The sequence below is a fragment of the Myxococcaceae bacterium JPH2 genome (assembly GCA_016458225.1).
In the GTDB taxonomy this organism is placed as follows: domain Bacteria; phylum Myxococcota; class Myxococcia; order Myxococcales; family Myxococcaceae; genus Citreicoccus.
In genome coordinates this window covers 215495-239954 of sequence record JAEMGR010000010.1, presented here as the reverse complement: position 1 = coordinate 239954, position 24460 = coordinate 215495, and the positions used below count along the sequence as shown (strand labels likewise).

The following is a 24460-nucleotide window of genomic DNA, read 5'->3' as shown; positions in this document are numbered from 1 at the left end:
CCGGATGGCCTACGGCGTGTAGAGGACCGTGAGGGTGGCGCTCGCGCCGTCCTTGATGAAGACATACGCGGTGCTGGTCGGATCCTGCGCGAAGCGGAGCCGAAGCTGTGTGCGGCCCGCCGTGTTGAGCGAGGAGAGCCCCGCTCCCGAGAAGTCCACGGAGTTGGCCGTGCCCGACGTGAACTTCGCGATGCCCACGACGGCGCTGGCCGTGGCGCTCGCGGCCCAGTCACTCGTCTCCAGCGTGGCCGCGTTGAAGGGGCCGGAGTTCACGTCGACGACGAGCGAGTTGTTGGCGGGACTCGCCCAGGGATCTCCCGAGCCGGAGGAGTACGTGACGGTGACGAAGGCGCGCTGCAAGGTCGCGCCCTCGGGCAGGCTCGATGTGTCGAACGAGAGGATGGCGCGGTTCTGCTTGCCGTCCGTCCCGCGTCCGAGCGCGAGTCCCGTGAGCGTTCCCAGCACGGGGGCACTGCCGTCCGCGTTCGCCTTCACGTAGCCGTCCTCGGCCGTGATGCTCGAGAAGGTCGCGGTGGTCGGCGTCGTGCCGCCGCTGTTGCTGACCGTGACGGAGGTGTCCGCGTCGGTGCTGGAGTTGCCCGCCGCATCGAAGGCCCGGGCGCTCAACGCGTGGTTGCCGTTCGCGACGGTCGTGGTGTTCCAGGCGAGCGCATAGGGCGCGGTGGTGTCCGTGCCCGCGAGGCTCCCGTCCACGTAGAACTCCACCCGCGCCACGCCCACGTCATCGGACGCGCTCGCGGTCACGTTGACCGTGCCGCTCACGGTGTTACCCGAGGCAGGCGCGGTCACGTCCACCGTGGGTGGCGTGGTGTCGGTGGGCGGGGTGCCGGTCTCGGTCAGGCCGAAGAACTGGGCCTGGGCGTAGGTGCCGCACAGGTTGACGTCGGACAGGTACGCGCCCGTGGCACCGCAGACGGTGCTGGTGCCGGGGAAGCTGTACTGCGGATCCACCGGGACGGCGTGGCCCATGCCGGTGATCTCGTAGGTCTCCACGAGCGCCGTGCCCGCGCTGTTCCGGTAGACCTTGTGAGGGAAGCCGCCGACCGTGTCGCTGGTGTCGGCCACCTGGTCAATGCCGTGCACGTTGGTCCACTGCTCCATGGACTCCGTGAGGTTGGAGGACTTCACCGTGAAGTCGCTGGTGCCGTGCCAGATGGAGACGCGAGGCCACGGACCCAAGTAGCCCGGGTTGGCGTTGCGCACGAGGTCACCCCAGGCCGCGGGCGTCTTGTCGACGCCAGGGCTCATGCATGAGAAGCCCTCGGTCATCGAGTTGGCGCAGCGGTACGGGCCGCCCGAGTTGATGGCGCCCGCGGCGAACACGTCCGGGTAGGTGGCCAGCATGACGGGGACCATGTAGCCGCCCGCGGAGAACCCCGAGACGAACACCCGCGCCGAGTCGATGGAGTACGTGGCCTTCATCGCGTCCACCATCTGCTTGATCGACAGGGCTTCACCCCCGCCGCGCACTGAGTCACCGGGCTCGAACCAGTTGAAGCAGCTCGTGGAGTTGTTGCTGCTCTGCTGCTGCGCGTAGACGACGTAGAACTTGTAGACGTTGGACGCGGCCGTCCAGCCACTGGACTCGATGGCCGACGCGCTCTGCGTGCAGCCATGCAGCACGACGACGAGCGGCGCATTGGCGGGCATGTTCGCCGGCACCTGTCGATACATCAGCAGGTTGCCGGGATTCGAGCCGAAGCCCGTCACTTGCGTCAGCTCCTGTCGCGTCTGTGCAACGGGCTCGCGCGTTCTCTCCGCGGAGTCCGTACCGACGGGACCGCAGCCCGTCACGACGGTGGCGAGCAGCGCGCCGAGACGCAGCCAGGGGAACGGCGTGAACGACGGAAGTGGGCGGATGCCTCGACCGCGCATGGTGCCTCCCGGGCTGCCCGCGAGGGGGATGGAGGGGCGGCCGAGGGTCGAGACCTGACTGTCTTTGGATGTCTGGATTCAAGGCGCGACGCGTCGCGCGCGGCTGAATCCTGAACCACCCTTCAACTTTTCGGGCGGTTCACGCTGCGCGTCATTCCCAGCTCAGCGTCGGGGTTGGGAAGAGCGGGGTGGGCGCTCACGGTGCGAGCGCGCCACCCCGTCGGTGCCGCCAATCAGACGGGAGAGATTTCCCGGCGGCGGAAGGGGCGCTCCACCTTCTTGTTCGCGGTCCGCTTGAGCGCTCGCGCGAGCAGGCGGCGCGTGTCGCGGGGATCCACGACGTCATCCACCATCGCCATGGCGGCGGTGCGCTCGATGCGGATGTGCTGGCGCAGGCCGTCCGAGAGTTCCTTCTTGAGCGCGGCGGCGGCCTCGGGGCTCTCGGCGCTCTGGAGCAGCTTGCGCGCGGCGATGGACACCATGCCCTCTGGGCCCATCACGGCGATCTCCGCGCCAGGCCAGGCCACGAGCAGGTCGGGCTCGAAGGCGCGACCGTTCATCACGTAGTAGCCGGCGCCGTAACCCTTGCGCACCACCACGGTGAACTTGGGGACGGTGGCGCTCGCCGCCGCGTACATCATCTTGGCGCCGTGGCGGATGATGCCCTGCTGCTCCACCTTGGTGCCCACCATGAAGCCGGGGACGTCCTGCAGGAAGAGCAGGGGGATGCTGAAGGCGTCACACAGGTTGATGAAGCGCGCGGCCTTGTCCGCCGCGTTCACGTCGAGGATGCCGCCCAGGTACATGGAGTTGTTGGCCACGATGCCCAGCGGATAGCCGTCGATGCGCGCCAGTCCCGTCACCACGTTGCGCGCCCAGCGCGGCTTCATGGGGAAGAACTTCCGCTCATCCACCAGCGACAGGATGACCTTGTGGATGTCGAAGGCCTGGCGAGGGCTCTCGGGAACAATCTTGAGCAGGTCCTCGTCGCGGCGATCGAACGGATCACTCGTGGGGCGGCGGGGCGGCTTGTCCTCGCAGTGCGACGGGAAGAAGCCCAGGTACTCGCGCACGGCGGCCACGCAGGTGGCGTCATCGGGGTACTCGGCATCCGCGACGCCCGACAGCTCGTTGTGGACCTTGGCGCCGCCCAGCTCCTCTTCGGAGACCTTCTCGCCCACCGTGGACTCGACGAGGTAGGGACCGCCGATGGCCAGGGAGCTGGTGCCCTTCACCATGGGGACGAAGTCCGCGAGGCCAGGGATGTACGCCGTGCCGGCGGCACCGGGGCCCACCATGGCGGCCACCTGCGGCACCACACCGCTCATCACGACCTGCTCGCGGAAGAGGTAGCCCGTGTCCGCGAAGCTCGCGATGCGGCGCGGATCCACGCCCGCCGAGGCCTCCAAGCGCGCGCCGGCCGAGTCCACCAGCCACACGATGGGGATGCGATTCTTGAGCGCGAGGTCGCGAAGCCGCGCCACCTTGCGCTCGCCAATCTCTCCGATGGAGCCCCCGAACACGGTGAAGTCGTAGACGGCGGCGGCCACCGGGCGACCGTCAATCTCGCCCGTGCCGGTGATGACGCCGTCGGCGGGCGAGGGCTTGTCCTCCTCTTCTTCCGGGAGGTTGCCCAGGTGCGCGGCAAGCAACCCCATCTCCTCGAAGGTGCCGGGGTCGAACAGCAGCTTGAGGCGCTCGCGAGCGGTCAGCTTGCCCTTGGCATGCTGTCGCTCGATGCGCTCGGGGCCTCCCATGCCCTCGTTGCGCTGGCGCTGCTCGGCGAGCTTCTCCACGCGTTCGGTCATCTTCATGGCGGCGGTGCTCCCTGGATTGATTTGCGAATCAAACCAGGGGGCGGGCTCGCCCGGAAGAGGGGAGTGACGCGTGGGTTCAGGTGTGCACGCGCTCGGTCCACGCGAAGTAGGCGCCGCGTGGGTCATCGAGCGGGTCGCGGAACAGCGCGCGGATGTCGGCGGTGTCCACGTGGCCCGCATCGAAGGCGCGGTAGAGCGCGTCGCCCAGCAGGTATCCGAGCGCGTGGCTCACGCCGTGGAAGAGGTGATCGCGGCGCAGGGGCAGGAGCTTCACGGCCTCCTCGGGGCCCTCGGTCTCCGCCGCCTTGTGCGCGAGCACGAACGCGGCGACCTGGCGGTCCACGCCTCGGGACGCACCGAAGCGGCGAGCCCACTCGGCCACTCCCGGGCAGGTGCGGCGCGGGTTCACCAGCTTCGAGCCGAAGAACCCGAGCGCCTCTTCCAGGCAGCGCGCATAGAAGGCCTCGGACGCGCCGCGGGGTGCTTCCATGGCGTCGCCCACGGCGCAGTGCCGGACGAAGTGCGCGGCCTCTTCCGCCGCGTGATTGAGCGAGAGCGACGCGAGGTAGGCCGTGCGCGCCCGGGGGATGTAGCCGCTCTCGCGCGTCAGGATGTGCTTGCGGAGCTGGGACACCTCGGCCTGGGTGAAGCGGCCACGCCGACGGATCCGCGCGAGCACGTCGCTGTCCGCCGCCGTCGTCACCTCCACCGAGTCCAGCGCGCGCCCGACGGGGACGCCCGCGAGCCGGCCAATGAGTTCGGACATCTCGCGGAAGCGCTCCGCCGCGGTGCGATCCACCTCGAGCGGCGCATCTCCCGCCTCTGCCTCCAGGTAGTCCAGGAAGCTCTGCTGGCACATCACCGGGGAGGCGTTCAGGAGGCACAGCGCGCCGTCGGCCAGCTCCACGGCCTCGGCTTCGCCCACGCGCCCCTCGCGGGCCAGGCGCCACCAGAGGCCTTCCGCGTTCTGGTAGACGACGAGCCCGCGGCGCGCGTGGTCCTCGCCCAGCGCGCGCTCGACCTGAAGGGGAAGATGGCAGGGCGCCAGGTGGTACTGGCCCACGAGCACGAGCACGAGCGGGCGATCCTCGGCGCGGGCCGCGCGGGCGATGCGCTCGGCGGCATAGGCGTCTCGCAGCGCGAGCGAACGCTCACCCTGGGCGCGGCGGTCGATGCCCACCACGTCCAGCTTGTGGCGCCGCGCGAACGCGAGGACGGCGCGGCTGCCCGTGGCGGGCCCGAAGGTGGACGCGCCGGAGAGCCCGAGCCGGGAGAACAGCGAGCGCTCCGGGAGACGGCCCGCGAGATAGGCGTCCACCGCACCCTGGTGCCGGCCTTCCACGCACTCGAGGGCGAGAACGACGCGGCGGCCGGACGTGAGCGCGTGCTCGACGAGTTCCAGGTACGTCTGCTGCGCGAGCGGCAGCGTGTGGTAGTCGCCCACGTACACCACGTCCGAGGCCTGCAACTGCTGGTGTACGAACGCGAGGGGCACCACGCGTGAATACGCGGCGGTGCGACGGCGGTACCGAGCCTCGTAGGCGCGGAAGGCCTCGGTCCGTCCTTCGACGACTCGGGCAATCTGGGCCCTCTGTCGACGGAAGAGGGAGAGGTGAAGGGCGAGCGACGCGCGCATGGAGCGGGGGCACCGTCGCACGCGCTGCGTGAGGCGGCAAAAAATCGGCCTGAGCCGTGACGTGCCGCTCCTTGACTCTCCAATCATGGCAATGGACCATTCTCGTGCCCTTGAAGACCGCACTCGCTCGCACGATCTCCCTCTCCCTCGTGCTCCTCGCTGGGCTGCCCGCATGGGCCCAGGAGCCGACGCTGCTGCATTCCGCGCCCCCCCGCGCCGAGGCCAATCAGCCCCTGCGCTTGGACGGAACGCTGGTGGACGGCGGGCACGTGCTCGACCTGCTCATCCGCTACCGAGGCCCGGGCGAGTCCTACGCCCAGGTGGCGATGGAGCGGCAGTACGGGGACCTCTACCGCGGCGTCATTCCCGCGGATCATCTGGTGGCACCGGGCGTCGAGTACTACGTGGAGGGCGTCACCGCGGGCGGTGAGCGGGTGGCCCTCTTCCAGTCCGCGGCCCGCCCCGCGCGCGTCCTCGTCGGGGGTGAGCCGCCCGCGTCTCGGACCGTGACGGAGGCGCGGCCCGGGAGCCGCGCCCCGTCGCCTCCGGTGGAGACGCGGCCCGCGCCGCCCCCCGAGGAGACTCGCCCCGCGCCGCGCACGAGCGCATCGCCCCCCGCCTCGCGCACGCGGAGCACCGCCACGACCGATGACTCGATGGCCGCGCTCACCGCGGACCTCCCTGCGTCGGAGCCGGCGCCCGCGCCCCGCATGCCGCCCGCGGCTCCGCCCCCGCGCATGCCTCCGCCCGCACCGCCGCCGCGCATCGCCTCGGCGGCGCATGAGTCCAGCGCTCCGGAGTCCTCCGCCTCGGCGTCCCGGGAGCCTGGCACTCGCGCCGCGACGCCGCGCGAGTCCACTTCCTCGGAGTCCTCGGCGCCGCATGACGCTCACGCGCGCGCCCCGGGGGCGCACGAGCCTGCTGGGTCGTCGGGCGCGCACTCGGAGCTGGAGGATGATCTCGCGCTCTACAGCGCCGAGGACACCCTGGCGTTGGCCACGCGCCACGAGGAGAAGGTGCGGACCGTTCCGGCCATTGGGTCTTCCTTCGGGCGAGAGCAGCTCCGGGCGCTGGGGGCGAGGACGGTGGCGGACGTGCTCGACGTGGTCCCGGGCCTGTCGGTCAGCCGTGACGTGCAGGGCTTCCACCGCACCGCGATTCGCGGCCTGCGCAGCGACGCGGAGGTGCTCTTCCTCCTCAACGGGCACCGGCTGAACAACTTCTTCGACGGCAAGGCGCTGATGAACCTGCCGGTGGAGAACCTGGAGCGCATCGAAGTCATCCGCGGCCCCGGCTCGGCGCTCTATGGCGCGGGCGCGTTCCTGGGCGTGGTCAACATCGTCACGGACCGCTCCGAGGGCGTCCGCATGTCGGCGTCGGGGGGCGGCTTCCCTCAGGATGGCGGGGGACTGGCGCTCACCACGGATGGCCACCTGTCCGCCGCGACCACGTCGGGCGATCTGCGCCTGTATGGGGACGCGGACGTGTGGCACCAGGATGGTGACTCGAAGGTCATCGAGCACGACTCGCTCGATGACGAGTCGCTGACCCAGGGCATCCGCGATGTGTTGGATCCCGCGGGCCACACGCGCGACAACCGCTTCCTCGTCAACGTGGGCGGTGGCGCGAGCTACAACCTGGGCGGCGCGGGGACACTGGGCGCCTCGGTGCGCTTCCTCACCGAGAAGCGCGGCGCGTTGCTGGGCCTCTTCGACACGGTGGGCGAGGACTCGGAGCTGCGTTGGAACGTGCTCCTCGCGGACCTCACGTGGGAGCGCGACCTGGGCGGGAGCGTCCAGCTTCGGGCGCGGGCCGCGTATGATCAGCAGTCCACCGACCGCCTGTTCCAGCTGACGCCCAAGGGCTTCCGCACGGGCGCTGGCGGCGACCAGCTCTTCCCGTCGGGGCTCCAGGAGCAGACGCGGGTGCTCGTGCGCACGCTGGCGGGCACGCTGGATGCGGACGTCGCGGTGGCGCAGGGCAACCGGTTGACGCTGGGGCTGGTGGCCGAGCAGCAGGTGCTCGCGCGCTACGACTACGAGACGAACTACACGCTGGATGGGAAGCTGCGGCCCGCCTTCGCGGTGCCCGAGGGCGTGTCGGACCTGACGAAGCTCGCGGATGGCGCGGCCACGCGGCGGCTGACGGTGGGCCTGTCGGCGCAGGACCAGTGGACGGTCATCCCGGCCCTGACGCTCACGTTCGGCGTGCGCCTGGACGCCACGCAGCTGCCCACGGTGGATGGCGCGGGTGTCCTCAATGGCTCCAAGTTCGTCCCGCGGATCAATCCGCGCATGGGCCTGGTGTTCTCGGCCACCGACGCGCTGGTGCTCAAGGCCCTCTACGGGCGCGCCTTCCGCGCTCCCACACCGCAGGAGCTGGTGGAGCGCATCCCCGACACGACCTACAACCAGGGGCGCTTCGAGGGCGACCCGAGCCTCCAGCCCGCCACGGTGGACACCTTCGAGCTGGGCGTGGACCTGGTGCAGTCGGCGGGGGATGCGCGCGTGCGCTTGCGCGGCAACGTGTTCCTGGAGAACTTCGCGTCGCCCATCGTCCCGGTGGACACCACGGGCAACATCGTCCCGCTGGAGAACCGCGAGCTGGGCGTGCGCGTGTACGGCGTGGAGGGCGAGGCGCGGCTGGAGGCGTCTCGTCGCGCCGCGGCGTGGATCAACGCGAGCGTCTCCCGCGCGCAGGACCTGGAGCTGCCGAGCCAGTCCCGCTTGCTGACGGACGTGCCGCAGGCGCGCTTCAACGCGGGCGTGTCCATGCCCATCGGGGACTGGGTGAACTTCGATGTCATCCTTCGCTCCGGAGCCGAGCGGCGCAACAACAGCCGCTCCACGCTGGAGCTGATCCGCCGCTACAAGATTCCCGCCTACAGCCTCATCACGGCGCAGCTGCGCACCGAGCCGCTGATGGACCACTGGGAAGTCGCCCTGGTGGCGCAGAACCTCTTCGACCATGACTTCCGGGACGATGTGCCGCGCCCGGACCGAGTCACCGGATTGCTGCCGCGTGAGGGAGTCTCTGGCTATCTCACCGTGAGGGCCCGCTACTGATGGAACGCCGTCCACTCTTCACCGCGCTGGTGCTCGCGCTCTGCGCGCCCGCCCTCGGCTGCCTCGCGTACAACGACTCGTGCACCCCGCTCGTGGATGACCCCGACGCGGTCGTGGGGTACCTGGGCGAGGACGTCTTCTTGGACAAGCCCTTCGCCCGCCACGCGAACAACGCGCTCGGGCAGCTCTCCGCGGATGCCTTGCTGCACGCGGAGGACGGCTCGTCCAAGCCCGCCGAGCTGGGCGTCGTCAACGGTGGCTCGCTGCGCGCGGAGGGCCTGTGTGTCACGCGCTCGTCCGTGCGCAAGGGGCCGCTCACCGACGGCGTGCTGCACGAGATCATGCTCTTCGAGAACCTCGTGGTGACGGTGGACCTCACCGAGAAGCAGCTCGTGGACGTCTTCGAGAACTCGGTGGGCGCGCTGTACTCCGAGGGGCAGTACATCTCGTCGCCCTCGGGCGCGTTCCTCCACGTGTCGGAGGGGACGTCGGTGCGCGTGGACTGCTCGCACACGAAGGGCCAGCGGATCCGCGAGCTGAAGGTGGGCTCGCGCGTCGTGCAGATTCCCGCGCGCACGGATGAGTCCATCCGCTACCGCGTGGCGATGTCCGCCTTCTTGTTGGGAGGAGGGGATGGCTACGGCGCCATCCTGGGCAGCGTGGGGCAGGATCCCGCGCGCAACCCCGTGCAGGCCCGCAAGCTGGGCGGCACGGACGTGAACCTCACGGCGGCGTACATGAAGGAGAAGTATCCGAACGCGTCGCAGGCGCTGACCGAGGCGCCGCGGGTCGTGTTCGAGAACTGCGCGCTGCCCGTGCGGCCCGCCACGCGATAGCGAGGTGGCGGGCCGGTGAAGCGGGAGAGCCTCAGGTCTTCGTGGGCTCGCCCGCTGCTGCTGCTGCGACGACGGGAGCCGAGGACGCAGTGGGCGCGGGAGCTGGGGACGCATGCCGAGGAGGCAGCGGGCTCAGCACGTCGTTGACCGAGGGCATCTTGCGAATATCGGCCCGGGCCACCTTCCACGCCTGCTGCACAATCCACGACAGCGAGCGATCCTGTCGGTTCGCTTCGCGTTGGATCTCCTCGAGCATCTCCTCGGGGAAATACAGCGACTGCTTGCGGTGGTCCGTGGTGGCCATGGCGTCGCTACTCCTCGCGCGGATCCTGCCGCTCGTCGCCAGTCACGTCGTTGACCGCAGGGAATGACTTGATGCGCTCACGGGCGATCTTCCACGCCTGCTGCACCACCCACGAGAGCGAGCGGTCCTGCCGGTTCGCTTCCTCCTGGATCTCCTTCAACATCTCCTCGGGGAAGTACAGCGACTGCTTGCGCTTGTCGGTGCCTGCCATACCTGAGTCTCCGGGTCCGGGGCGGATTCGAGGTGACGACCTGAACACACCGGGGCCGTTATCCGACAGACGCCCTGAAGGGTCAACGGTTTCGGAGGACTCGTTCCGTGCCCCCGGATACTGAACGTTCAAGCACGCGCGGGCGTCCAGCGGGGCGCGAAAAGGGGGGCGCAAAAGGAAACGCCCCGGGCCTCAAGGACGAGGACCGGGGCGTCTCGGAAAGAGGGACCGCCGAGAGCGAATCTCTCAGCGGACCCGTGGGCCCAGAGGGGGAGGGGGGGGACCCCTAGGCCCAACATCCAGAAATCAGAGCCGTTCTTTCAACACGCGGGGTGGCGCGTCCTATTTCCACCCAATCCGCGCCCGGTGTGAGGATCATAAGAATCCTCCCCTGCTGCCTTCAACCGACGGCGGCTCTGTAACCTTGTTACCGGACACTCGATTCCGAAGCTGTTCGATGCCCCTCACTCGTCCCGCCATCCGACTGCTGGTGAACACCCTCTCGCGCGCCTATCGGCGTCACGGGCTGGAGCGTCGCGGCGTGCTGCTCGCGGTCTCGGGAGGCGCGGACTCCACTGCCTTGCTGGTGGGCTCCGCGCGCGTGAGCGAGGCGCTCGGGATGAAGCTGGAGGTCGCCACGCTGGACCACGGCCTGCGGCGCGAGTCCACGAGCGAGGGCGAGGCCGTCGCCCGCCTCGCGTACGGGCTGGGCCTGCGCTGCCATCGCCGCGCGCTGCACCTGGAGCCGGGCGCGGGCGTGGAGGCTCGCGCGAGGGCCGCGCGCTACGAGGCGCTGGAGGCGCTGCGCCGCGAGCGCGGGCTGGACGCGGTGGCCACCGGGCACACCGCGGATGATCAGGCGGAGACGCTCCTCATGCGCCTGGCGCGGGGCAGCGCGCTGCGGGGCGCGCGCGGCATCCATGCGGCCGGGGGCGCGCTCGTCCGACCCCTGCTTGAGCGCACGCGCGAGGACGTGCTCGCCTTCCTGCGCGAGGCGGATGTCGCGTACTTCACGGACCCGATGAACGCGGACGCCACGCTCTTTCGCACGCGCATCCGGCAAGGCGCGCTGCCCGCGCTGTCGGCCGCGGCGGGCTTCTCCGTGACGCGGCACCTGGCGACGTTCGCGCGCGTGGCCGCGGAGGACGACGCGCTCCTCGCCGCGCTCGCGGACGCGGCCTGGGATCGCGTGCGGGTGGCTCCGGGCGCGCTCGATGCGGTGGCCGTCAGGGCGCTCGAGCCGCCGCTGCGCCGCCGGGTGCTCGCGCGGTTGGTGACCGAGGCCGGGGCCCTGGTGGACCACGCGACGCTGCTGCGCGCGGACGAGGCGGTGGCGCGGGGTGGGTCCACGGCGCTCAGCAGCGGGCTGCGGCTGAAGGCCGCGGGAGGTCGCGTGCGGTGTGCGCGCCCACCCGGGATGGCGCCCGCACCCCTGTTGCTCGCGGGGCCCGGGGCCCGGGGCTCGCTCGGCGAGACGGGGTGGCACTTCGCCATCGAGCCCACGCCGCCTCCGGCGGGCATGGCGGGGCTGGCGCTGGGGCCGGGCACGCGCTGGCCCCTCACCGTGCGGACCCGCCGGCCGGGCGATCGGATTCGCACGGGGGCGGGACAACGCAAGCTGCAGGATGTGTTGGTGGATCTCCGGGTGCCGGAGGAAGCGCGTCATGCGCAGCCGGTGGTGGCGGACGCCGCGGGAACGGTTATGTGGATTCCGGGCGTCCTGACAGCAGTGCCTGCTGCGGCTGCTTCCGGACAGTACATCTGGGCGTCTCTCGCGGCCGCGAGCAATCACGAGACGCCAACGTTATAGAGTGGAACCGTCGCTTCAGGGGATGGCCGTGACCCCCTAAATAGTTGAGGGCTTTTTGCTGTTGCTGATACGGTCCGTCGCTGGTTGGGTCGTCTGACAGGCGCCGGGCAACTCATGAAACAGGCTGGGTTTTTTGCCCAGCGCGGCCCTCATCCCGCCGAGTACCGAAAGGGCAGCTGACACGTGCGTTCGACCTACAAGACCATCGGGCTCTGGGTCATCCTGATCGTCCTCTTCGTCGCCTTCTACAACTTCTTCTCCCAGGGCAGCGACCAGGTCCAGGAGCCCACCTTCACGCAGCTCCTCACGAAGGTGGAGGAGAAGAAGGTCCGGGGCGTTTCGATCAAGGGCAACACCTACTCCGGCACGTTCGTGGACACGAACGAGAAGTTCCGGACGACGGGCCCCGCGCCGGACGTGGCCGTGCTCAACCAGCTTCGCGCCAGCAACGTGGACGTGAAGTATGAGCGCGAGGAGCAGAACAGCCTCTGGCTCACCATCCTCGGGCAGTGGATGCCCGTCGTCTTCCTGTTCCTCTTCTTCATCTTCTTCATGCGCCAGCTCCAGGGCGGCAGCGGGAAGGCGATGACCTTCGGCAAGTCGAAGGCGAAGCTGCTGAGCGAGAGTCACAACAAGGTGACGTTCGCGGACGTGGCCGGCGCCGACGAGTGCAAGGAGGAGCTGGAGGAGATCGTCGCGTTCCTCAAGGACCCCAAGAAGTTCACCAAGCTGGGCGGCCGCATCCCCAAGGGCGTCCTGATGATGGGCTCGCCGGGTACGGGCAAGACGCTGCTGGCGCGCGCGGTGGCCGGTGAGGCCGGTGTGCCGTTCTTCTCCATCTCTGGCTCGGACTTCGTGGAGATGTTCGTGGGCGTTGGCGCCAGCCGCGTTCGCGACCTGTTCGAGCAGGGCAAGAAGAACGCCCCCTGCATCATCTTCATCGACGAGATCGACGCCGTGGGCCGTCACCGTGGCGCGGGCCTCGGCGGTGGACACGACGAGCGCGAGCAGACGCTCAACCAGCTCCTCGTGGAGATGGACGGCTTCGAGTCCAACGACGGCGTCATCCTCATCGCGGCCACCAACCGTCCCGACGTGTTGGATCCGGCGCTCCAGCGCCCGGGCCGCTTCGACCGGCGCATCGTGGTTCCCCGTCCCGACCTGAAGGGCCGCCTGGGCGTGCTGAAGGTGCACACCCGCCGCGTGCCGCTGGCGCCGGATGTGGAGCTGGAGGTCATCGCTCGTGGAACGCCCGGCATGACGGGCGCGGACCTGGAGAACCTGGTCAACGAGTCGGCGCTGATGGCCGCGCGTCAGAACAAGGAGCGCGTGGACCTGAGCGACTTCGAGGCCGCCAAGGACAAGGTGTTCATGGGCCCGGAGCGCAAGTCCATGATCATGACCGAGAAGGAGAAGCGGAACACGGCCGTCCACGAGGCGGGCCATGCGCTGCTGGCCAAGCTCCTCCCCGGCTGCGACCCGCTCCACAAGGTCACCATCATCCCGCGCGGTCAGGCCCTGGGCGTCACGTGGAGCCTGCCCACCGAGGACCGCCTCAACGGGTACAAGAAGCAGATCCTCGACCGCATCGCCATGATGATGGGCGGCCGCATCGCCGAGGAGCTGATGTTCGACGAGATGAGCAGCGGCGCCTCCAACGACATCGAGCGGGCGACCGAGACGGCGCGCGCCATGGTGTGCCGCTGGGGCATGAGCTCGAAGCTGGGGCCCTTGTCGTTCGGCAAGAGCGACGGCGAGGTGTTCCTGGGCCGCGACTTCAACTCGTCCAAGGACTACTCCGAGGACACCGCGCGGCAGATCGACGCCGAGGTCCGTGAGATCGTCATGGACTGCTACAACCGCGGTCGCCAGGCGCTGACGGAGCACATGGAGGCGCTCAAGCGCGTCTCCGAGGCGCTGGTCGAGTACGAGACGCTGGATGCCGAGGACGTGAACATCCTCCTCCAGGGTGGCCAGCTCACCCGTGAGCGTCCGCCGCCCCGCATCAACGCGCCGCCCAAGGCGACGGAGAAGAAGGACAAGCGGAAGATCCTCGACGCGCTCGAGGGGCTCCCGAAGATGGAGCCGGGCAAGGCGTAAGCCGCTCGGAGCCGCTGAATGAACGAAGGCCCTTCCCGAGTCTCGGGAGGGGCCTTCTGCTTTGTCGCCCTCGGGTTTCTCACAGGAGTTCCGCCGCCATGATTCGTGCCCGCCCCATCTGCCTCGACCGTCCGGAAGACCTGGAGCTGGCCCTCCGTCGCATGGGGCTGCCCGAGTCCTCGCGTGAGTCGTCGCGCGCGACGTTGCCTCATGCGCAGGTGCTGCTCACGGGGCTGACGTCCCGAGAGGAGCACTTCCTTCAAGCGCTCGCGGCGGCTCCTCGGGAGGCTGGGCGCGAGGCGATTCCTTCGTGGCTGCCGGGTGCGCCGCATTCCCGACCCGGGACGGGCTTGCTGTCGGGGAGCCGCGCGCGGTTCGGGCGGCTCGTGGCGGAGGCTCGCGCGGATGGCTCGCTGTCGGAGTTGGTGACGGCGCTGGCGCGGGTGCTCGAGATGGGGGCTCCGCTCCCTCCGCTCGTCCTGGGCGGGCGCACGTTCGAGCTGGGCTCGCGCACGTTTGTGATGGGCGTGGTGAACGTGACGCCCGACAGCTTCTCGGATGGTGGGCGCTACTTCGGCGTGGAGGCGGCCATCGCGCGGGGGCTGGCGCTGGCGGAGGCCGGTGCGGACGTGCTCGACGTGGGCGGAGAGTCCACGCGGCCCGGCTCTCGGCCGGTGTCCGTGGAGGAGGAGCTGGCGCGGGTGCTGCCGGTGCTGGAGGGGCTTCGCGCGCGCACGCAGGTGCCGCTGTCGGTGGACACCACCAAGGCGGAGGTGGCTCGCGCGGCCCTTCGCGTGGGGGCCTCGCTCGTCAATGACGTGACGGGCTTTCACTCAGACCCCGCGCTGCCGGCGGTGGTGGCCGAGTCCGGGGCTGCGTGTTGCCTCATGCACACGCAGGGGGCACCCGCCACGATGCAGCAGGCGCCTCGCTACGACGACGTGGTGGACGAGGTGCTCGCGTACCTGGAGGCGGGCGTGGCTCAGGCCCAGGCCGCGGGGGTGCCTCGTGAGCGCATCCTGGTGGATCCCGGCATTGGCTTTGGCAAGACAGCGGGGCACAACCTGCTGTTGCTGCGGCGCATGGGCGAGCTGCGCGTGCTGGGATTGCCCCTGCTCGTGGGCACCAGCCGCAAGCGCTTCCTGGGGACGCTGACGGGAGACAAGCCGCCCTCCGAGCGACTGGCCGCGACGCTCGGCTCCGTGGCTGCCCTGGCCGCCTTGGGCGGCGCGGACTTCGTGCGGGTGCACGACGTGGCGGAGGCTCGGGATGCGCTCGCGGTGGCGGATGCCCTGCGCGGGGCCGCGGACGGCGGGGACCTGTACTCGCGCTGAGCCGGCTGTGGCCTCCTGGACATGGCGGGTGTCTCGCACAGGCACGGGCGATTCTTCCGGGCTTCAGGTATGGATGCCGTGCTTGCATGGTCGGGCGGTTGCCCGGGGAGCGCGGGGTTCCTAGCTTCGAGCCCACGTGGGGGACGGGATATAAGCCCCGTCGCCGCGAGCCCGGAGCTGGCCCGGCGTTGGAAAGGTGGATCGGCACACATGGCGTACAGGATGAACATGCCCCCGAAGGAGGGGCGCACCGCGGAACGGTTGTTCGGCACCGACGGTGTGCGCGGCACGGCGAACGTCTACCCGATGACCGCCGAGGTCGCGATGCAGCTCGGTCGCGCGCTCGCGTATCTCATCCGCAATGGTCCGCACCGGCACCGCGTGCTCGTGGGCAAGGACACGCGGCTCTCGGGCTACATGCTGGAGCAGGCCCTGGCCGCGGGCATCATCTCCATGGGCGTGGATGTGGAGCTGGTGGGGCCGCTGCCCACGCCGGGCATCTCCAACCTCACCACGTCCATGCGCGCGGACGCGGGCGCGGTGATTTCCGCGTCCCACAATCCGTACCAGGACAACGGCATCAAGTTCTTCTGGCGCGATGGCTTCAAGCTGCCGGACGAGACGGAGGCGAAGATCGAGGAGCTGCTGTCGAGCGGCGCCATCGACTCCATTCGCCCCACCGCCACCAAGATTGGCCGGGCGTTCCGCATGGAGGACGCGCGCGGGCGCTACATCGTCTACCTGAAGGCCACGTTCCCTCGCGAGCTGACGCTGGAGGGGCTGACCATCGTGGTGGACTGCGCGAACGGCGCGGCGTACCGCACGGCGCCCCTGGTGCTCGAGGAGCTGGGCGCCAAGGTGATCGCCATCGGCGTGCAGCCGGACGGCAAGAACATCAACCACAAGTGCGGCGCGCTCTATCCGGAGAACCTGGCGCGCACGGTGGTGAAGCACGGCGCCCACCTGGGCATCGCGCTGGACGGCGACGCGGACCGCCTCATCGTCGTGGATGAGAAGGGCAAGGTCGTGGATGGCGACGCCATCATGGCCATCTGCACCGGCGAGCTGGTGGCGCGCAAGGAGCTGAAGAAGAAGACGCTCGTGGCCACGGTGATGAGCAACATCGGCCTGGAGCGCGCGGTGTCCCAGTGGGGCGTGAAGGTCGCGCGCACCCGCGTGGGTGACCGCAACGTCGTCGAGGAGATGCGCCGCAACGGCTACAACCTGGGCGGCGAGCAGAGCGGCCACCTCATCTTCCTGGACCACACCACCACGGGCGACGGCACCCTCGCGGCGCTGCAGCTCCTGGCGGTGATGTGCCGCCAGGGCAAGCCCTTGAGCGAGCTGGCCTCCATCTTCGAGCCGGTGCCCCAGACGCTGCTCAACGTGGTGGTGAAGCAGAAGCGCGAGCTGGGTGAGCTGCCCGAGGTGATGAAGGTCATCAAGAGCGTGGAGCAGCGGCTGGGCAAGTCCGGCCGCGTGCTGGTGCGCTTCTCCGGCACCGAGCCCAAGGCCCGCGTGCTCATCGAGGGCGAGGACGCGGCGCGCAATGAAGCCTTCGCCAAGGAGATTGGCGACGCGCTGGCCAAGGCCCTCAGCCGGTAGGGGCTTCTGCTGGGTTGACTTCCGGACGCCGGCCCTCAATAGAAGGGCCGGCACGGCCCGGGCCCGCTGAGAATCCCGAGGCCGCCCGCAAAGCGAGGAGCGGTCGATGGGACAGCGACTGGGTGTCAACGTGGATCATGTGGCGACGCTGCGTCAGGCGCGTCGCACCCCTTATCCGGATCCGGTGACGGCGGCCGCGCTGGCCGAGCTGGCTGGCGCGCGGCAGATCACCATCCACCTGCGCGAGGATCGGCGCCATATCCAGGACCGAGACCTGCGCATCCTGCGCGACACGGTGCAGACGCTGCTCAACCTGGAGATGGCGGCCACCGCGGAGATGGTGAAGATCGCCTACGAGTACAAGCCGGACGTGGTGACGCTGGTGCCCGAGCGCCGCGAGGAACTCACCACCGAGGGCGGCCTGGAGGTGGCGGGCCAGCGCGAGCAGATCGCGAAGATCATCAAGAACCTCAAGGACGGGGAGATTTCGGTCTCGCTGTTCATCGATCCGGACCTGGACCAGGTGCGCGCATCGCACAAGGTGAACGCGGACCGCATCGAGCTGCACACCGGGCGCTACTGCGAGGCGCGCAACGAGCGCGAGCGGGCGCGGGAGCTGGCGCGCATCGTGGACGCGGCCAAGGCGGCGGCGAAGCTCGGCATGGGCGTGGCGGCGGGGCACGGCCTCAACTACGACAACGTGCAGCCCATCGCTCGCATCCAGGAGATCGACGAGCTGAACATCGGCCATGGCATCGTCGCGCGCGCCGTGCTCGTGGGCTTCGAGCGTGCGGTGCGCGAGATGCTCGAGCTGATGCGCGACGCGGGGTAACGCCATGTCCATCATCGGCCTGGGCCTGGACATCTGCTCCATCGAGCGCATCCAGCGCATCATCACCGGGCCCCGGGCGGACGCGTTCCTCACGCGCGTGTTCACGGACGGCGAGCGGGCCACCTGCTCGGAGCGCCACGATGCCGCCAGCGCCTACGCGGCGCGGTTCGCGGCCAAGGAGGCGCTCGTCAAGGCCCTGGGCGCGCCCAAGGGGATTCGCTGGCGTGACATGGAGGTCGTGCGCGAGGACGGGCCGCCCCGCTTCGCGCTCGCTGGCGTGGCTCGCGAGGTGATGGAGGCCCGAGGGTTGGAGGCCTTCCTCGCGCTCACCCATGACGCTGGCGTGGCCGCCGCCACGGTGGTGCTTCAGACGAAGAGGGGCTGACCCATGCTGCGTGTCCTCACCGCCGAGCAGATGCGCCAGGCCGAACAGGCCGCCGAGCAGCACCACGGCATGCCCTCGGGGCTCCTGATGGAGAACGCGGGCAGGGGACTCGCGGAGGTATCGCGCGGCCTGCTCGCGCCCTCGGGGCGGGTGGTGGTGGTGGGCGGCCCGGGCAACAACGGTGGAGATGGGTTGGTCGCGGCTCGCTTTCTCCAGGCGGGTGGGGCGCATGTCTTCGTCGCGCTGGTGGGCGACACCGCGAAGCTCACGCCCGAGGCGCGTCGCAACCTGGAGGCGCTCCGAGGCTTCGGTGTGGAGCCGGGCGCGCTGGACGCGATGCCCGCGCTGCGCACGGGCGACGTGGCCGTGGATGCGCTGTTCGGCACGGGTCTCAGTCGTGCACCCGGAGGTGCCTTCGCCGAAGCCATCGCCGTGCTGGCGCGGTGGCGTCAGTCGGGCGCGAAGGTCGTGGCGGCCGACGTGCCCTCGGGGCTTCGCAGCGACACGGGTGAGGCATTCTCTCCGTGTGTCGAGGCGGACGTGACGGTGACGTTCGGCTACCTCAAGCCGGGGCAGCTCTTCGAGCCCGGCGCCTCATTGTGTGGCGACGTGCGGCGCGTGGACATCGGAATGGGCAGCGCGGTCGCTCAGGCGATCTCCGGCCCCGAGCTGCTGTGGCTGGAAGAGTCCGATGCCCGTGAGGCGCTGCCTGTACGCCGGGCGGATACGCACAAGGGGACCTACGGCCACGTGCTCGTCGTCGCGGGCAGTCCGGGCAAGACGGGGGCCGCGGCGATGGTGGCGCTGGCGTCGCTGCGCAGCGGTGCGGGGCTTGTCACGGTGGCGACTCGTCCCTCCGCGCTGGGGCATGTGCTCGCGCATGCGCCGGAGATCATGGGCGAGGCGTTGGAGGCAGAGGGACCGCTGGGGCTCGGAGACCTGGACGCGCTGCTGACCGCCGCCGAGGGCAAGGACGCGCTCGTGGTGGGGCCGGGGATTGCTCGGGGGCCTCAAACGGCGGCGTTGATGGGCGAGCTGCTGTCGCGCGTGGAGTTGCCGGTGGTCCTCGACGCCGATGCGCTCAATGCGGTGGCCGAGGACTTGTCGGTGCTTCGCCGTGCTCGCGGGCCCGTCGTCCTCACGCCACATCCCGGAGAGATGTCCCGCTTGACGGGCCAGTCGACTCGGGAGGTCCAGGCGCATCGAATGGACGTGGCACGTCGATTGGCGACTTCGTCAGGCGTGACGGTGGTGCTCAAGGGCTCGCGCACGCTCATCGCCGAGCCGGGTGGCCGCGTGTTCATGAACCCGACGGGCAACCCGGGCATGTCTACCGGTGGCTCGGGGGATGTGCTGTCCGGTGTCTGCGGGGCGCTGCTGGGGCAGGGGCTGCCGGTGTCGAGCGCGGTGTGCACCGCCGTGTATGCGCATGGATTGGCGGGGGACCTCGTGGCGGCGCGGCGCGGGCAACTCGGGCTCATCGCCACGGATCTGCTCAAGGGCCTCTGTGAGGTCTGGGTGAGGTGGGGACGATGACTGCAGGACCGCAGGTGCGCACGCGTGTGTCCGCGTCGCCGGAAGAGACGCATCGGTTGGGCGTGCGGCTGGGACAGCTCCTGGCCCCCGGTGACTTCGTGGGACTCATCGGCGACCTGGGCGCGGGCAAGACGCACCTCGTGCGCGGCGTGGCCGAGGGCGCGGGCGTGGCTCGCTCCGAAGTGGCCAGCCCCACGTTCGCGATTGTCTATCCCTACGCGGGCCGCATCCCGCTGTACCACGCGGACCTGTACCGCCTGGTCGACTACGACGAGCTGTACGCCACGGGCTTCCTGGACGTGGTGGGCAACGACGGCGCGGTGCTGGTGGAGTGGTTGGATCGCATCCCCGAGGCCGCGCCGCGCGAGTACCTGCGCGTGACGCTCGGCCATGCGGGCGACGACGCGCGGACGCTCACCGCCGAGGCGTTTGGAGAGCGGCCCACGGCGCTGCTGGAGCGGTGGTGGGCCGAGGAAGGCTAAAGCCTCAGGAGCGCTGCGCCGCCGGACGGCTCGCCAGCTCCTGTACCTTCCACTTGCGGAAGACGAGGCCCTGGTCCACGCCGACCACGTCCTCTTCCTCGAGTGGAAGCCAATGCGGGCCGCCGCACAGCGACTCGCTGGACACGATGAACTGCTCCAGCGCGGCCCCGGGCACAGGCGTCTGGCCTGCGCCGAAGCAGCTTCGCGGCCCGGCGGACATGAACAGGGTGCGGTTGCGGCGCGAGGCGACCATCACTTCGCCGTTGGTGACGAGGAAGTTCATCGCCGAGCGGCACTTGGGCTCGTTGCCCGGGACGTCGGTGATGGAGGCCACCAGGCTCATGGTTTCAGCGAGCGCGCTCGCGACCTGATCCAAGGTCACCGAACCACTCAGCGCGGCGCGCTGCGAGAGCCGGGTGAGGAAGAGATAGAAGCAGCGCTCGCTGTCCGTCGTGCCTTTGATCTGCGCGAGCAGGTCCGCGCGGATGTGCGCCTCGATGGCCGGCTGATGCTGGGCGAACTCGCGCAGCGTGCCGTTGTGCACGAAGGACCAACGCTCGAAGGAGAAGGGGTGCGAGTTGCTCAGCTGCACCGTGCCCACGCTGGCCAACCGGATGTGCGCCACCACGGTGCGCGCGGACACGCAGCTGGAGACGCGCTCGAAGTCGGGATCATTGAACGCGGCGCCCACCCCGTGCTCCACGTGAGGGAGCGGCTCGGCGCCGTACGCGGCGATGCCCCAGCCGTCCTTGTGCTCACGCGACTGGATGAGCAGCGAGTTCTTCTCCGTCACCAGCGCGGAGTGGACGGCAGCGGGAACAGCGGAGCGGATTCCAAAGAGTCGGCACATGGCGGCAGTTGGTACTTATAACGGCCGGCGTGGGCGGATAGTCCCGCCTGTCGACCGGCGAACGGCGCGACCTCTGCGTCGCCCCTCACTGACAGGTACTCATCCGCGCGCGATGCACCACCTGTCCACTCTTCACCACCACTCGCGCGTGGTTGATACCCAGATGGTAGGGCAGGTGCCGGTAGCTGGAACAGCCAAACACCACCAGGTCGCCCGCATCCCCCACAGCCAGGCGGCCATGCTGTTGGAGTCCCAAGCATTGCGCGGCCCCGCGCGTGGCGGCCCAGTAGGCCTCGGCCGCGCTCAGTCCGTTCTCCAGACAGGCGAGTCCCAATACGAGCGCGTGGTTCTCCGTCATGGACGAGCCCGGGTTCACATTGGAGCCCAGCGCGAGGTTGAGGCCGGCGTCGCGCAGCTTGCGGCCGGGCGCGTACGGGCGCATCCGCAAGAAGAGGGTGGAGGTGGGCACGAGGCAGGCGGTGACGTTCGCGGCGGCGAGCGCGCGGATGCCATCGTCGGTGATCTGCTCCAGGTGGTCCGCGCTGGCGGCGCCCAGCTCGGCGGCGAGCTGTGAGGCGCCCATGGCGGTGAGTTGATCCGCGTGGAGTCTCGGGACGAGTCCGAGCGCGCGGCCCGCGAGCAGGAGCCGGCGCGACTCGTCCACGGTGAAGGCGCTGTCCTCGGTGAAGACGTCGCAGAAGCGCGCGAGCCCTTCGCGTGCCACCGCGGGGAGGATGTCGCGGATGCACAGCTCCAGGTAGTCCTCGCGGCGGCCCTTGTACTCCTCGGGGACCGCGTGCGCGCACAAGAGCGTGGGCACCAGCTCCATGGGCGTGTGCGAGCCCAGGCGGCGCACCACGCGCAGCATCTTCAGCTCGTGCTCCACGGACAGGCCATAGCCGCTCTTCACCTCCGCCGTCGTCACGCCGAAGGACAGCAGTCGCTCGATGCGCGGCAACGCGAGCTGGATGAGTTCGTCCTCGCTGGCGGCGCGCGTGTTGCGCACCGTGTTCGCGATGCCTCCGCCCGCGCGAGCGATCTCCAAGTACGTGGCGCCCTGGTTGCGCAGGTCGAACTCCGCGGAGCGCTCGCCCGCGAAGACGAGGTGCGTGTGCGGATCCACGAAGCCGGGGCCCACGAAGCCGCCCTCGGCGTCCACCACCTCGGTGGTGGGACCGATGGCATCGGCGGGCAGGTCCGCCTCGGGACCGACGTAGGCCACGCGGCCCGCGCGCAGGCCCACGCATGCACGAGGGCGCGAGGTGAGCGCGGCCTCGGCGGGCTCGCGGTGGGTGCCTTCGACGGTGAGGACTTCGGAGGTGTTGCGAACGAGCAGGTCCAACATGGTCAGGGCCTCAGCGGGCGCCTCGCACGCCCACGATGGGAACGTTCCAGCGGTCACCCGTGCCCAGGCGCGTGCGCCCGAAGCCGCCGGAGAGCTCCACCTGATTGGAGCCTCGCCCCAGCGACACGCGCGCGGCCAGGACCGCGCCGTAGTACAGCGCCCAGGTGGAGGTCGCCTCGCGGGCGAACGTCTGGTTCCAACTGAAGAAGGGCACCAGGCCCAGCGACACGCCGGGCTCGGGCTGGAGGGCGAGCGCGCACGTCGCCTCGGCGCCGACCATGCTGCCGGGGCCGCCTCGGCCCGTGAGGCCGAAGTCCGAGGCGCCGCGCACGGACAGGGCGGGACCCAGGCCCACGCGCTCCGTCCCCAGGTAGTACGACGCGCCGGCATAGACGCCATAGCCGGGCATGGGCACCGTCATGGGCGTCACCTCGCCCTGCGCGCCCGCGTGGAGCGACAGCCGCTCTGACACGGGGAAGGTCAGCGCCGCGTCGTAGGCGAGCCCCCACTGCTGCGTGGCCAGGGTGCTGGTGTCACCTCGGAAGGGCGTGCTGGAGGTGCTGTTGAGCGACGCGCTCAGCCGGGGCCCGGAGCGGATGCCCAGCTGGAACAGCCGCGCGTCCGGGTTGCCCGGGCCCAGCCGCATCACGGCCGGGCCCAGGGTGGTAGGCGCGCAGCCCCCGAGCGTCGTGAGCGCGCAGGCAACGGCCAGGCAGTTTCGGACGTTCGGGGGAGTCATGCCGGGTCTCAGATCGTGATGCCGGGGATCTTCACGCCGCGCTCCTTCGCGACGTCCACCGCCTCGGTGTAGCCCGCGTCCGCGTGGCGCAGCACGCCCATGGCCGGGTCCGAGGTGAGCACGCGCTCGATGCGCCGCGCGGCCTCGGGCGTGCCGTCCGCGACGATGACCTGACCGGCGTGGAGCGAGTAGCCCATGCCCACGCCGCCGCCGTGGTGGAACGACACCCACGACGCGCCGTTCACCGCGTTGACCAGGGCGTTGAGGATGGGCCAGTCCGCCACCGCGTCCGTGCCGTCCTTCATGGCCTCCGTCTCGCGGTTGGGCGACGCCACCGAGCCGCAGTCGAGGTGATCTCGCCCGATGACGATGGGGGCCTTCACCTCGCCCTTGCGCACCAGCTCGTTGAACATGAGGCCCGCCTTGGCGCGCTCGCCATAGCCCAGCCAGCAGATGCGCGCGGGCAGGCCCTGGAACGCGATGCGATCCTGCGCCATGCCCAGCCAGCGCTTGAGCGAGGCCTTGTGCGGGAACAGGTCCAGCACGGCGCGGTCGGTGCGGCGGATGTCCTCGGGGTCTCCGGACAGGGCCACCCAGCGGAACGGTCCCATGCCCTCGCAGAACAGCGGGCGGATGTACGCGGGCACGAAGCCGGGGAACTCGAACGCGTCCGACATGCCGCCGAGCTGCGCCTGGCCCCGGAGGTTGTTGCCGTAGTCGAAGACGAAGCTGCCCGCGCGCTGGAAGTCGTTCATCGCGTCCACGTGCATCATCATGGACTCGCGCGCGCGCCGCACGTACTCCTGCGGATTGCGCTGGCGCAGCTCGTGCGCGGCCTCCAGCGACAGGTCCGTGGGGATGTAGCCGTTGAGCGGATCATGTGCGCTCGTCTGATCCGTCACGAGGTCGGGCTTGATGCCGCGCCGGTACAGCTCGCGGAACACCGACGCCGCGTTGCCGATGATGCCAATGGACTTGCCCACGCGCCGCTGCATGGCGTCCTTGGCCAGCGCGAGCGCCTCGTCGATGTCCTTGGCGACGACGTCCAGGTAGCGCGTCTCCACGCGGCGGCGGGCGCGCGTGGGGTCGATCTCCACGCCCAGGAACACGGCGTTGTTCATGGTGGCGGCCAGCGGCTGCGCCCCGCCCATGCCGCCCAGACCTCCGGAGAGGATGAGGCGACCCGCCAGGTCATCGGTGCCGAAGTGGTGGCGGCCGGCGGCGGCGAACGTCTCGTAGGTGCCCTGCAGGATGCCCTGCGTGCCGATGTAGATCCACGAGCCGGCCGTCATCTGGCCGTACATCATCAGGCCCTTCTTCTCGAGTTCGTGGAAGTGGTCCCAGTTGGCCCAGTTGCCCACGAGGTTCGAGTTGGCGATGAGCACCCGCGGCGCATCCGGGTGGGTGCGCAGCACGCCCACGGGCTTGCCGGACTGCACGAGCAGCGTCTCATCGTCGGTGAGGTTCTGGAGGCTGGAGACGATGCGATCGAACGACGGCCAGTCGCGCGCGGCCTTGCCCGTGCCGCCGTAGACGACGAGATCCTCGGGGCGCTCGGCCACGTCGGGATCGAGGTTGTTCATCAACATCCGGAGCGCGGCCTCCTGGACCCAGCCCTTGCAGGACAGGGTGGTGCCTCGGGGGGCGCGGATGACGCGGGACATGCGAAGACTCCTG

Annotated in this window: 19 protein-coding genes; 10 read left to right on the top strand and 9 right to left on the bottom strand. The window is 70.1% G+C overall.

The annotated features are described in order from the left end of the window. Positions 1-9: 9 nt before the first annotated feature. The 3 genes from JGU66_18340 to JGU66_18330 all read right to left on the bottom strand — a co-directional run bounded on the left by JGU66_18340 (position 10) and on the right by JGU66_18330 (position 5349). On the bottom strand, positions 10-1896 hold the full coding sequence (locus JGU66_18340) for a PHB depolymerase family esterase (protein ID MBJ6762728.1): 1887 nt from the start codon (positions 1894-1896) through the stop codon (positions 10-12). Between the two features lie 233 nt (positions 1897-2129). Next, positions 2130-3710, bottom strand: coding sequence for an acyl-CoA carboxylase subunit beta (locus JGU66_18335; GenBank protein MBJ6762727.1), 1581 nt, complete (start codon positions 3708-3710; stop codon positions 2130-2132). 79 nt (positions 3711-3789) lie between these two features. Then, entirely contained in the window at positions 3790-5349 is a 1560-nt protein-coding gene (locus JGU66_18330) for a ChaN family lipoprotein (GenBank protein MBJ6762726.1), read from the bottom strand. Positions 5350-5459: 110 nt separating this feature from the next. On the opposite strand from JGU66_18330, the gene JGU66_18325 reads away from it, so the two are divergent. Both JGU66_18325 and JGU66_18320 read left to right on the top strand, forming a co-directional pair. Then, positions 5460-8414 (top strand): TonB-dependent receptor, encoded by a 2955-nt coding sequence (locus tag JGU66_18325; protein MBJ6762725.1) that lies wholly within the window; start codon positions 5460-5462, stop codon positions 8412-8414. After that, on the top strand, positions 8414-9250 hold the full coding sequence (locus tag JGU66_18320; protein ID MBJ6762724.1) for a 5'-nucleotidase C-terminal domain-containing protein: 837 nt from the start codon (positions 8414-8416) through the stop codon (positions 9248-9250). The genes JGU66_18325 and JGU66_18320 overlap by 1 nt, the downstream gene beginning before the upstream one ends. Positions 9251-9281: 31 nt before the next feature. Here the strand turns inward: JGU66_18320 and JGU66_18315 are convergent, their stop codons facing one another. Together JGU66_18315 and JGU66_18310 are read right to left on the bottom strand one after the other, a co-directional pair. Next, the gene (locus JGU66_18315; GenBank protein MBJ6762723.1) at positions 9282-9554 is read right to left on the bottom strand and encodes a TIGR04563 family protein; all 273 of its coding nucleotides are present in this window, start codon (positions 9552-9554) and stop codon (positions 9282-9284) included. 7 nt (positions 9555-9561) lie between these two features. Beyond that, the gene (locus JGU66_18310) at positions 9562-9765 is read right to left on the bottom strand and encodes a TIGR04563 family protein (protein ID MBJ6762722.1); all 204 of its coding nucleotides are present in this window, start codon (positions 9763-9765) and stop codon (positions 9562-9564) included. Positions 9766-10222: 457 nt separating this feature from the next. On the opposite strand from JGU66_18310, the gene tilS reads away from it, so the two are divergent. From tilS to tsaE, 8 genes are all read left to right on the top strand, one after another. Beyond that, on the top strand, positions 10223-11575 hold the full coding sequence (gene tilS / locus JGU66_18305) for a tRNA lysidine(34) synthetase TilS (GenBank protein MBJ6762721.1): 1353 nt from the start codon (positions 10223-10225) through the stop codon (positions 11573-11575). A gap of 183 nt (positions 11576-11758) precedes the next feature. Then, positions 11759-13675 (top strand): ATP-dependent zinc metalloprotease FtsH, encoded by a 1917-nt coding sequence (gene ftsH, locus JGU66_18300; protein ID MBJ6762720.1) that lies wholly within the window; start codon positions 11759-11761, stop codon positions 13673-13675. A 98-nt stretch (positions 13676-13773) separates the two neighbouring features. Further along, a complete protein-coding gene (folP, locus tag JGU66_18295; GenBank protein ID MBJ6762719.1) occupies positions 13774-15009 on the top strand; it encodes a dihydropteroate synthase in 1236 nt (411 codons plus the stop codon). A gap of 210 nt (positions 15010-15219) precedes the next feature. Further along, a complete protein-coding gene (locus tag JGU66_18290) occupies positions 15220-16614 on the top strand; it encodes a phosphoglucosamine mutase (protein MBJ6762718.1) in 1395 nt (464 codons plus the stop codon). A gap of 106 nt (positions 16615-16720) precedes the next feature. Next, the gene (locus JGU66_18285; protein MBJ6762717.1) at positions 16721-17446 is read left to right on the top strand and encodes a pyridoxine 5'-phosphate synthase; all 726 of its coding nucleotides are present in this window, start codon (positions 16721-16723) and stop codon (positions 17444-17446) included. 4 nt (positions 17447-17450) lie between these two features. Further along, complete coding sequence (acpS, locus tag JGU66_18280; protein MBJ6762716.1) at positions 17451-17831, top strand: holo-ACP synthase; 381 nt, start codon at positions 17451-17453, stop codon at positions 17829-17831. 3 nt (positions 17832-17834) lie between these two features. Beyond that, positions 17835-19367 carry an NAD(P)H-hydrate dehydratase gene (locus JGU66_18275; protein ID MBJ6762715.1) on the top strand — a complete coding sequence of 511 codons (1533 nt, stop codon included), beginning with the start codon at positions 17835-17837 and terminating at the stop codon, positions 19365-19367. After that, positions 19364-19849 carry a tRNA (adenosine(37)-N6)-threonylcarbamoyltransferase complex ATPase subunit type 1 TsaE gene (gene tsaE / locus JGU66_18270; protein ID MBJ6762714.1) on the top strand — a complete coding sequence of 162 codons (486 nt, stop codon included), beginning with the start codon at positions 19364-19366 and terminating at the stop codon, positions 19847-19849. The genes JGU66_18275 and tsaE overlap by 4 nt, the downstream gene beginning before the upstream one ends. Positions 19850-19853: 4 nt before the next feature. Here the strand turns inward: tsaE and JGU66_18265 are convergent, their stop codons facing one another. From JGU66_18265 to hutU, 4 genes are all read right to left on the bottom strand, one after another. Further along, positions 19854-20699 (bottom strand): class II glutamine amidotransferase, encoded by an 846-nt coding sequence (locus tag JGU66_18265; GenBank protein MBJ6762713.1) that lies wholly within the window; start codon positions 20697-20699, stop codon positions 19854-19856. An 85-nt stretch (positions 20700-20784) separates the two neighbouring features. Further along, a complete protein-coding gene (locus tag JGU66_18260) occupies positions 20785-22050 on the bottom strand; it encodes an imidazolonepropionase (GenBank protein ID MBJ6762712.1) in 1266 nt (421 codons plus the stop codon). 4 nt (positions 22051-22054) lie between these two features. Continuing rightward, positions 22055-22783, bottom strand: a complete 729-nt coding sequence (locus tag JGU66_18255) for a hypothetical protein (protein MBJ6762711.1) — start codon at positions 22781-22783, stop codon at positions 22055-22057. An 8-nt stretch (positions 22784-22791) separates the two neighbouring features. After that, entirely contained in the window at positions 22792-24447 is a 1656-nt protein-coding gene (hutU, locus tag JGU66_18250) for a urocanate hydratase (protein MBJ6762710.1), read from the bottom strand. Between the last annotated feature and the right edge of the window lie 13 nt (positions 24448-24460).

What these genes read in the sequence shown, in the direction of transcription:
- acpS (MBJ6762716.1), top strand. Translation starts at nt 17,451, where the DNA reads ATGTCCATCATCGGCCTGGGCCTGGACATCTGCTCCATCGAGCGCATC.
- hutU (MBJ6762710.1), bottom strand. Translation starts at nt 24,447, where the DNA reads ATGTCCCGCGTCATCCGCGCCCCCCGAGGCACCACCCTGTCCTGCAAG.
- JGU66_18285 (MBJ6762717.1), top strand. Translation starts at nt 16,721, where the DNA reads ATGGGACAGCGACTGGGTGTCAACGTGGATCATGTGGCGACGCTGCGT.
- JGU66_18265 (MBJ6762713.1), bottom strand. Translation starts at nt 20,699, where the DNA reads ATGTGCCGACTCTTTGGAATCCGCTCCGCTGTTCCCGCTGCCGTCCAC.
- JGU66_18255 (MBJ6762711.1), bottom strand. Translation starts at nt 22,783, where the DNA reads ATGACTCCCCCGAACGTCCGAAACTGCCTGGCCGTTGCCTGCGCGCTC.
- tilS (MBJ6762721.1), top strand. Translation starts at nt 10,223, where the DNA reads ATGCCCCTCACTCGTCCCGCCATCCGACTGCTGGTGAACACCCTCTCG.
- JGU66_18290 (MBJ6762718.1), top strand. Translation starts at nt 15,220, where the DNA reads ATGGCGTACAGGATGAACATGCCCCCGAAGGAGGGGCGCACCGCGGAA.
- JGU66_18275 (MBJ6762715.1), top strand. Translation starts at nt 17,835, where the DNA reads ATGCTGCGTGTCCTCACCGCCGAGCAGATGCGCCAGGCCGAACAGGCC.
- folP (MBJ6762719.1), top strand. Translation starts at nt 13,774, where the DNA reads ATGATTCGTGCCCGCCCCATCTGCCTCGACCGTCCGGAAGACCTGGAG.
- JGU66_18330 (MBJ6762726.1), bottom strand. Translation starts at nt 5,349, where the DNA reads ATGCGCGCGTCGCTCGCCCTTCACCTCTCCCTCTTCCGTCGACAGAGG.
- JGU66_18335 (MBJ6762727.1), bottom strand. Translation starts at nt 3,710, where the DNA reads ATGAAGATGACCGAACGCGTGGAGAAGCTCGCCGAGCAGCGCCAGCGC.
- JGU66_18310 (MBJ6762722.1), bottom strand. Translation starts at nt 9,765, where the DNA reads ATGGCAGGCACCGACAAGCGCAAGCAGTCGCTGTACTTCCCCGAGGAG.
- JGU66_18320 (MBJ6762724.1), top strand. Translation starts at nt 8,414, where the DNA reads ATGGAACGCCGTCCACTCTTCACCGCGCTGGTGCTCGCGCTCTGCGCG.
- JGU66_18340 (MBJ6762728.1), bottom strand. Translation starts at nt 1,896, where the DNA reads ATGCGCGGTCGAGGCATCCGCCCACTTCCGTCGTTCACGCCGTTCCCC.
- JGU66_18315 (MBJ6762723.1), bottom strand. Translation starts at nt 9,554, where the DNA reads ATGGCCACCACGGACCACCGCAAGCAGTCGCTGTATTTCCCCGAGGAG.
- tsaE (MBJ6762714.1), top strand. Translation starts at nt 19,364, where the DNA reads ATGACTGCAGGACCGCAGGTGCGCACGCGTGTGTCCGCGTCGCCGGAA.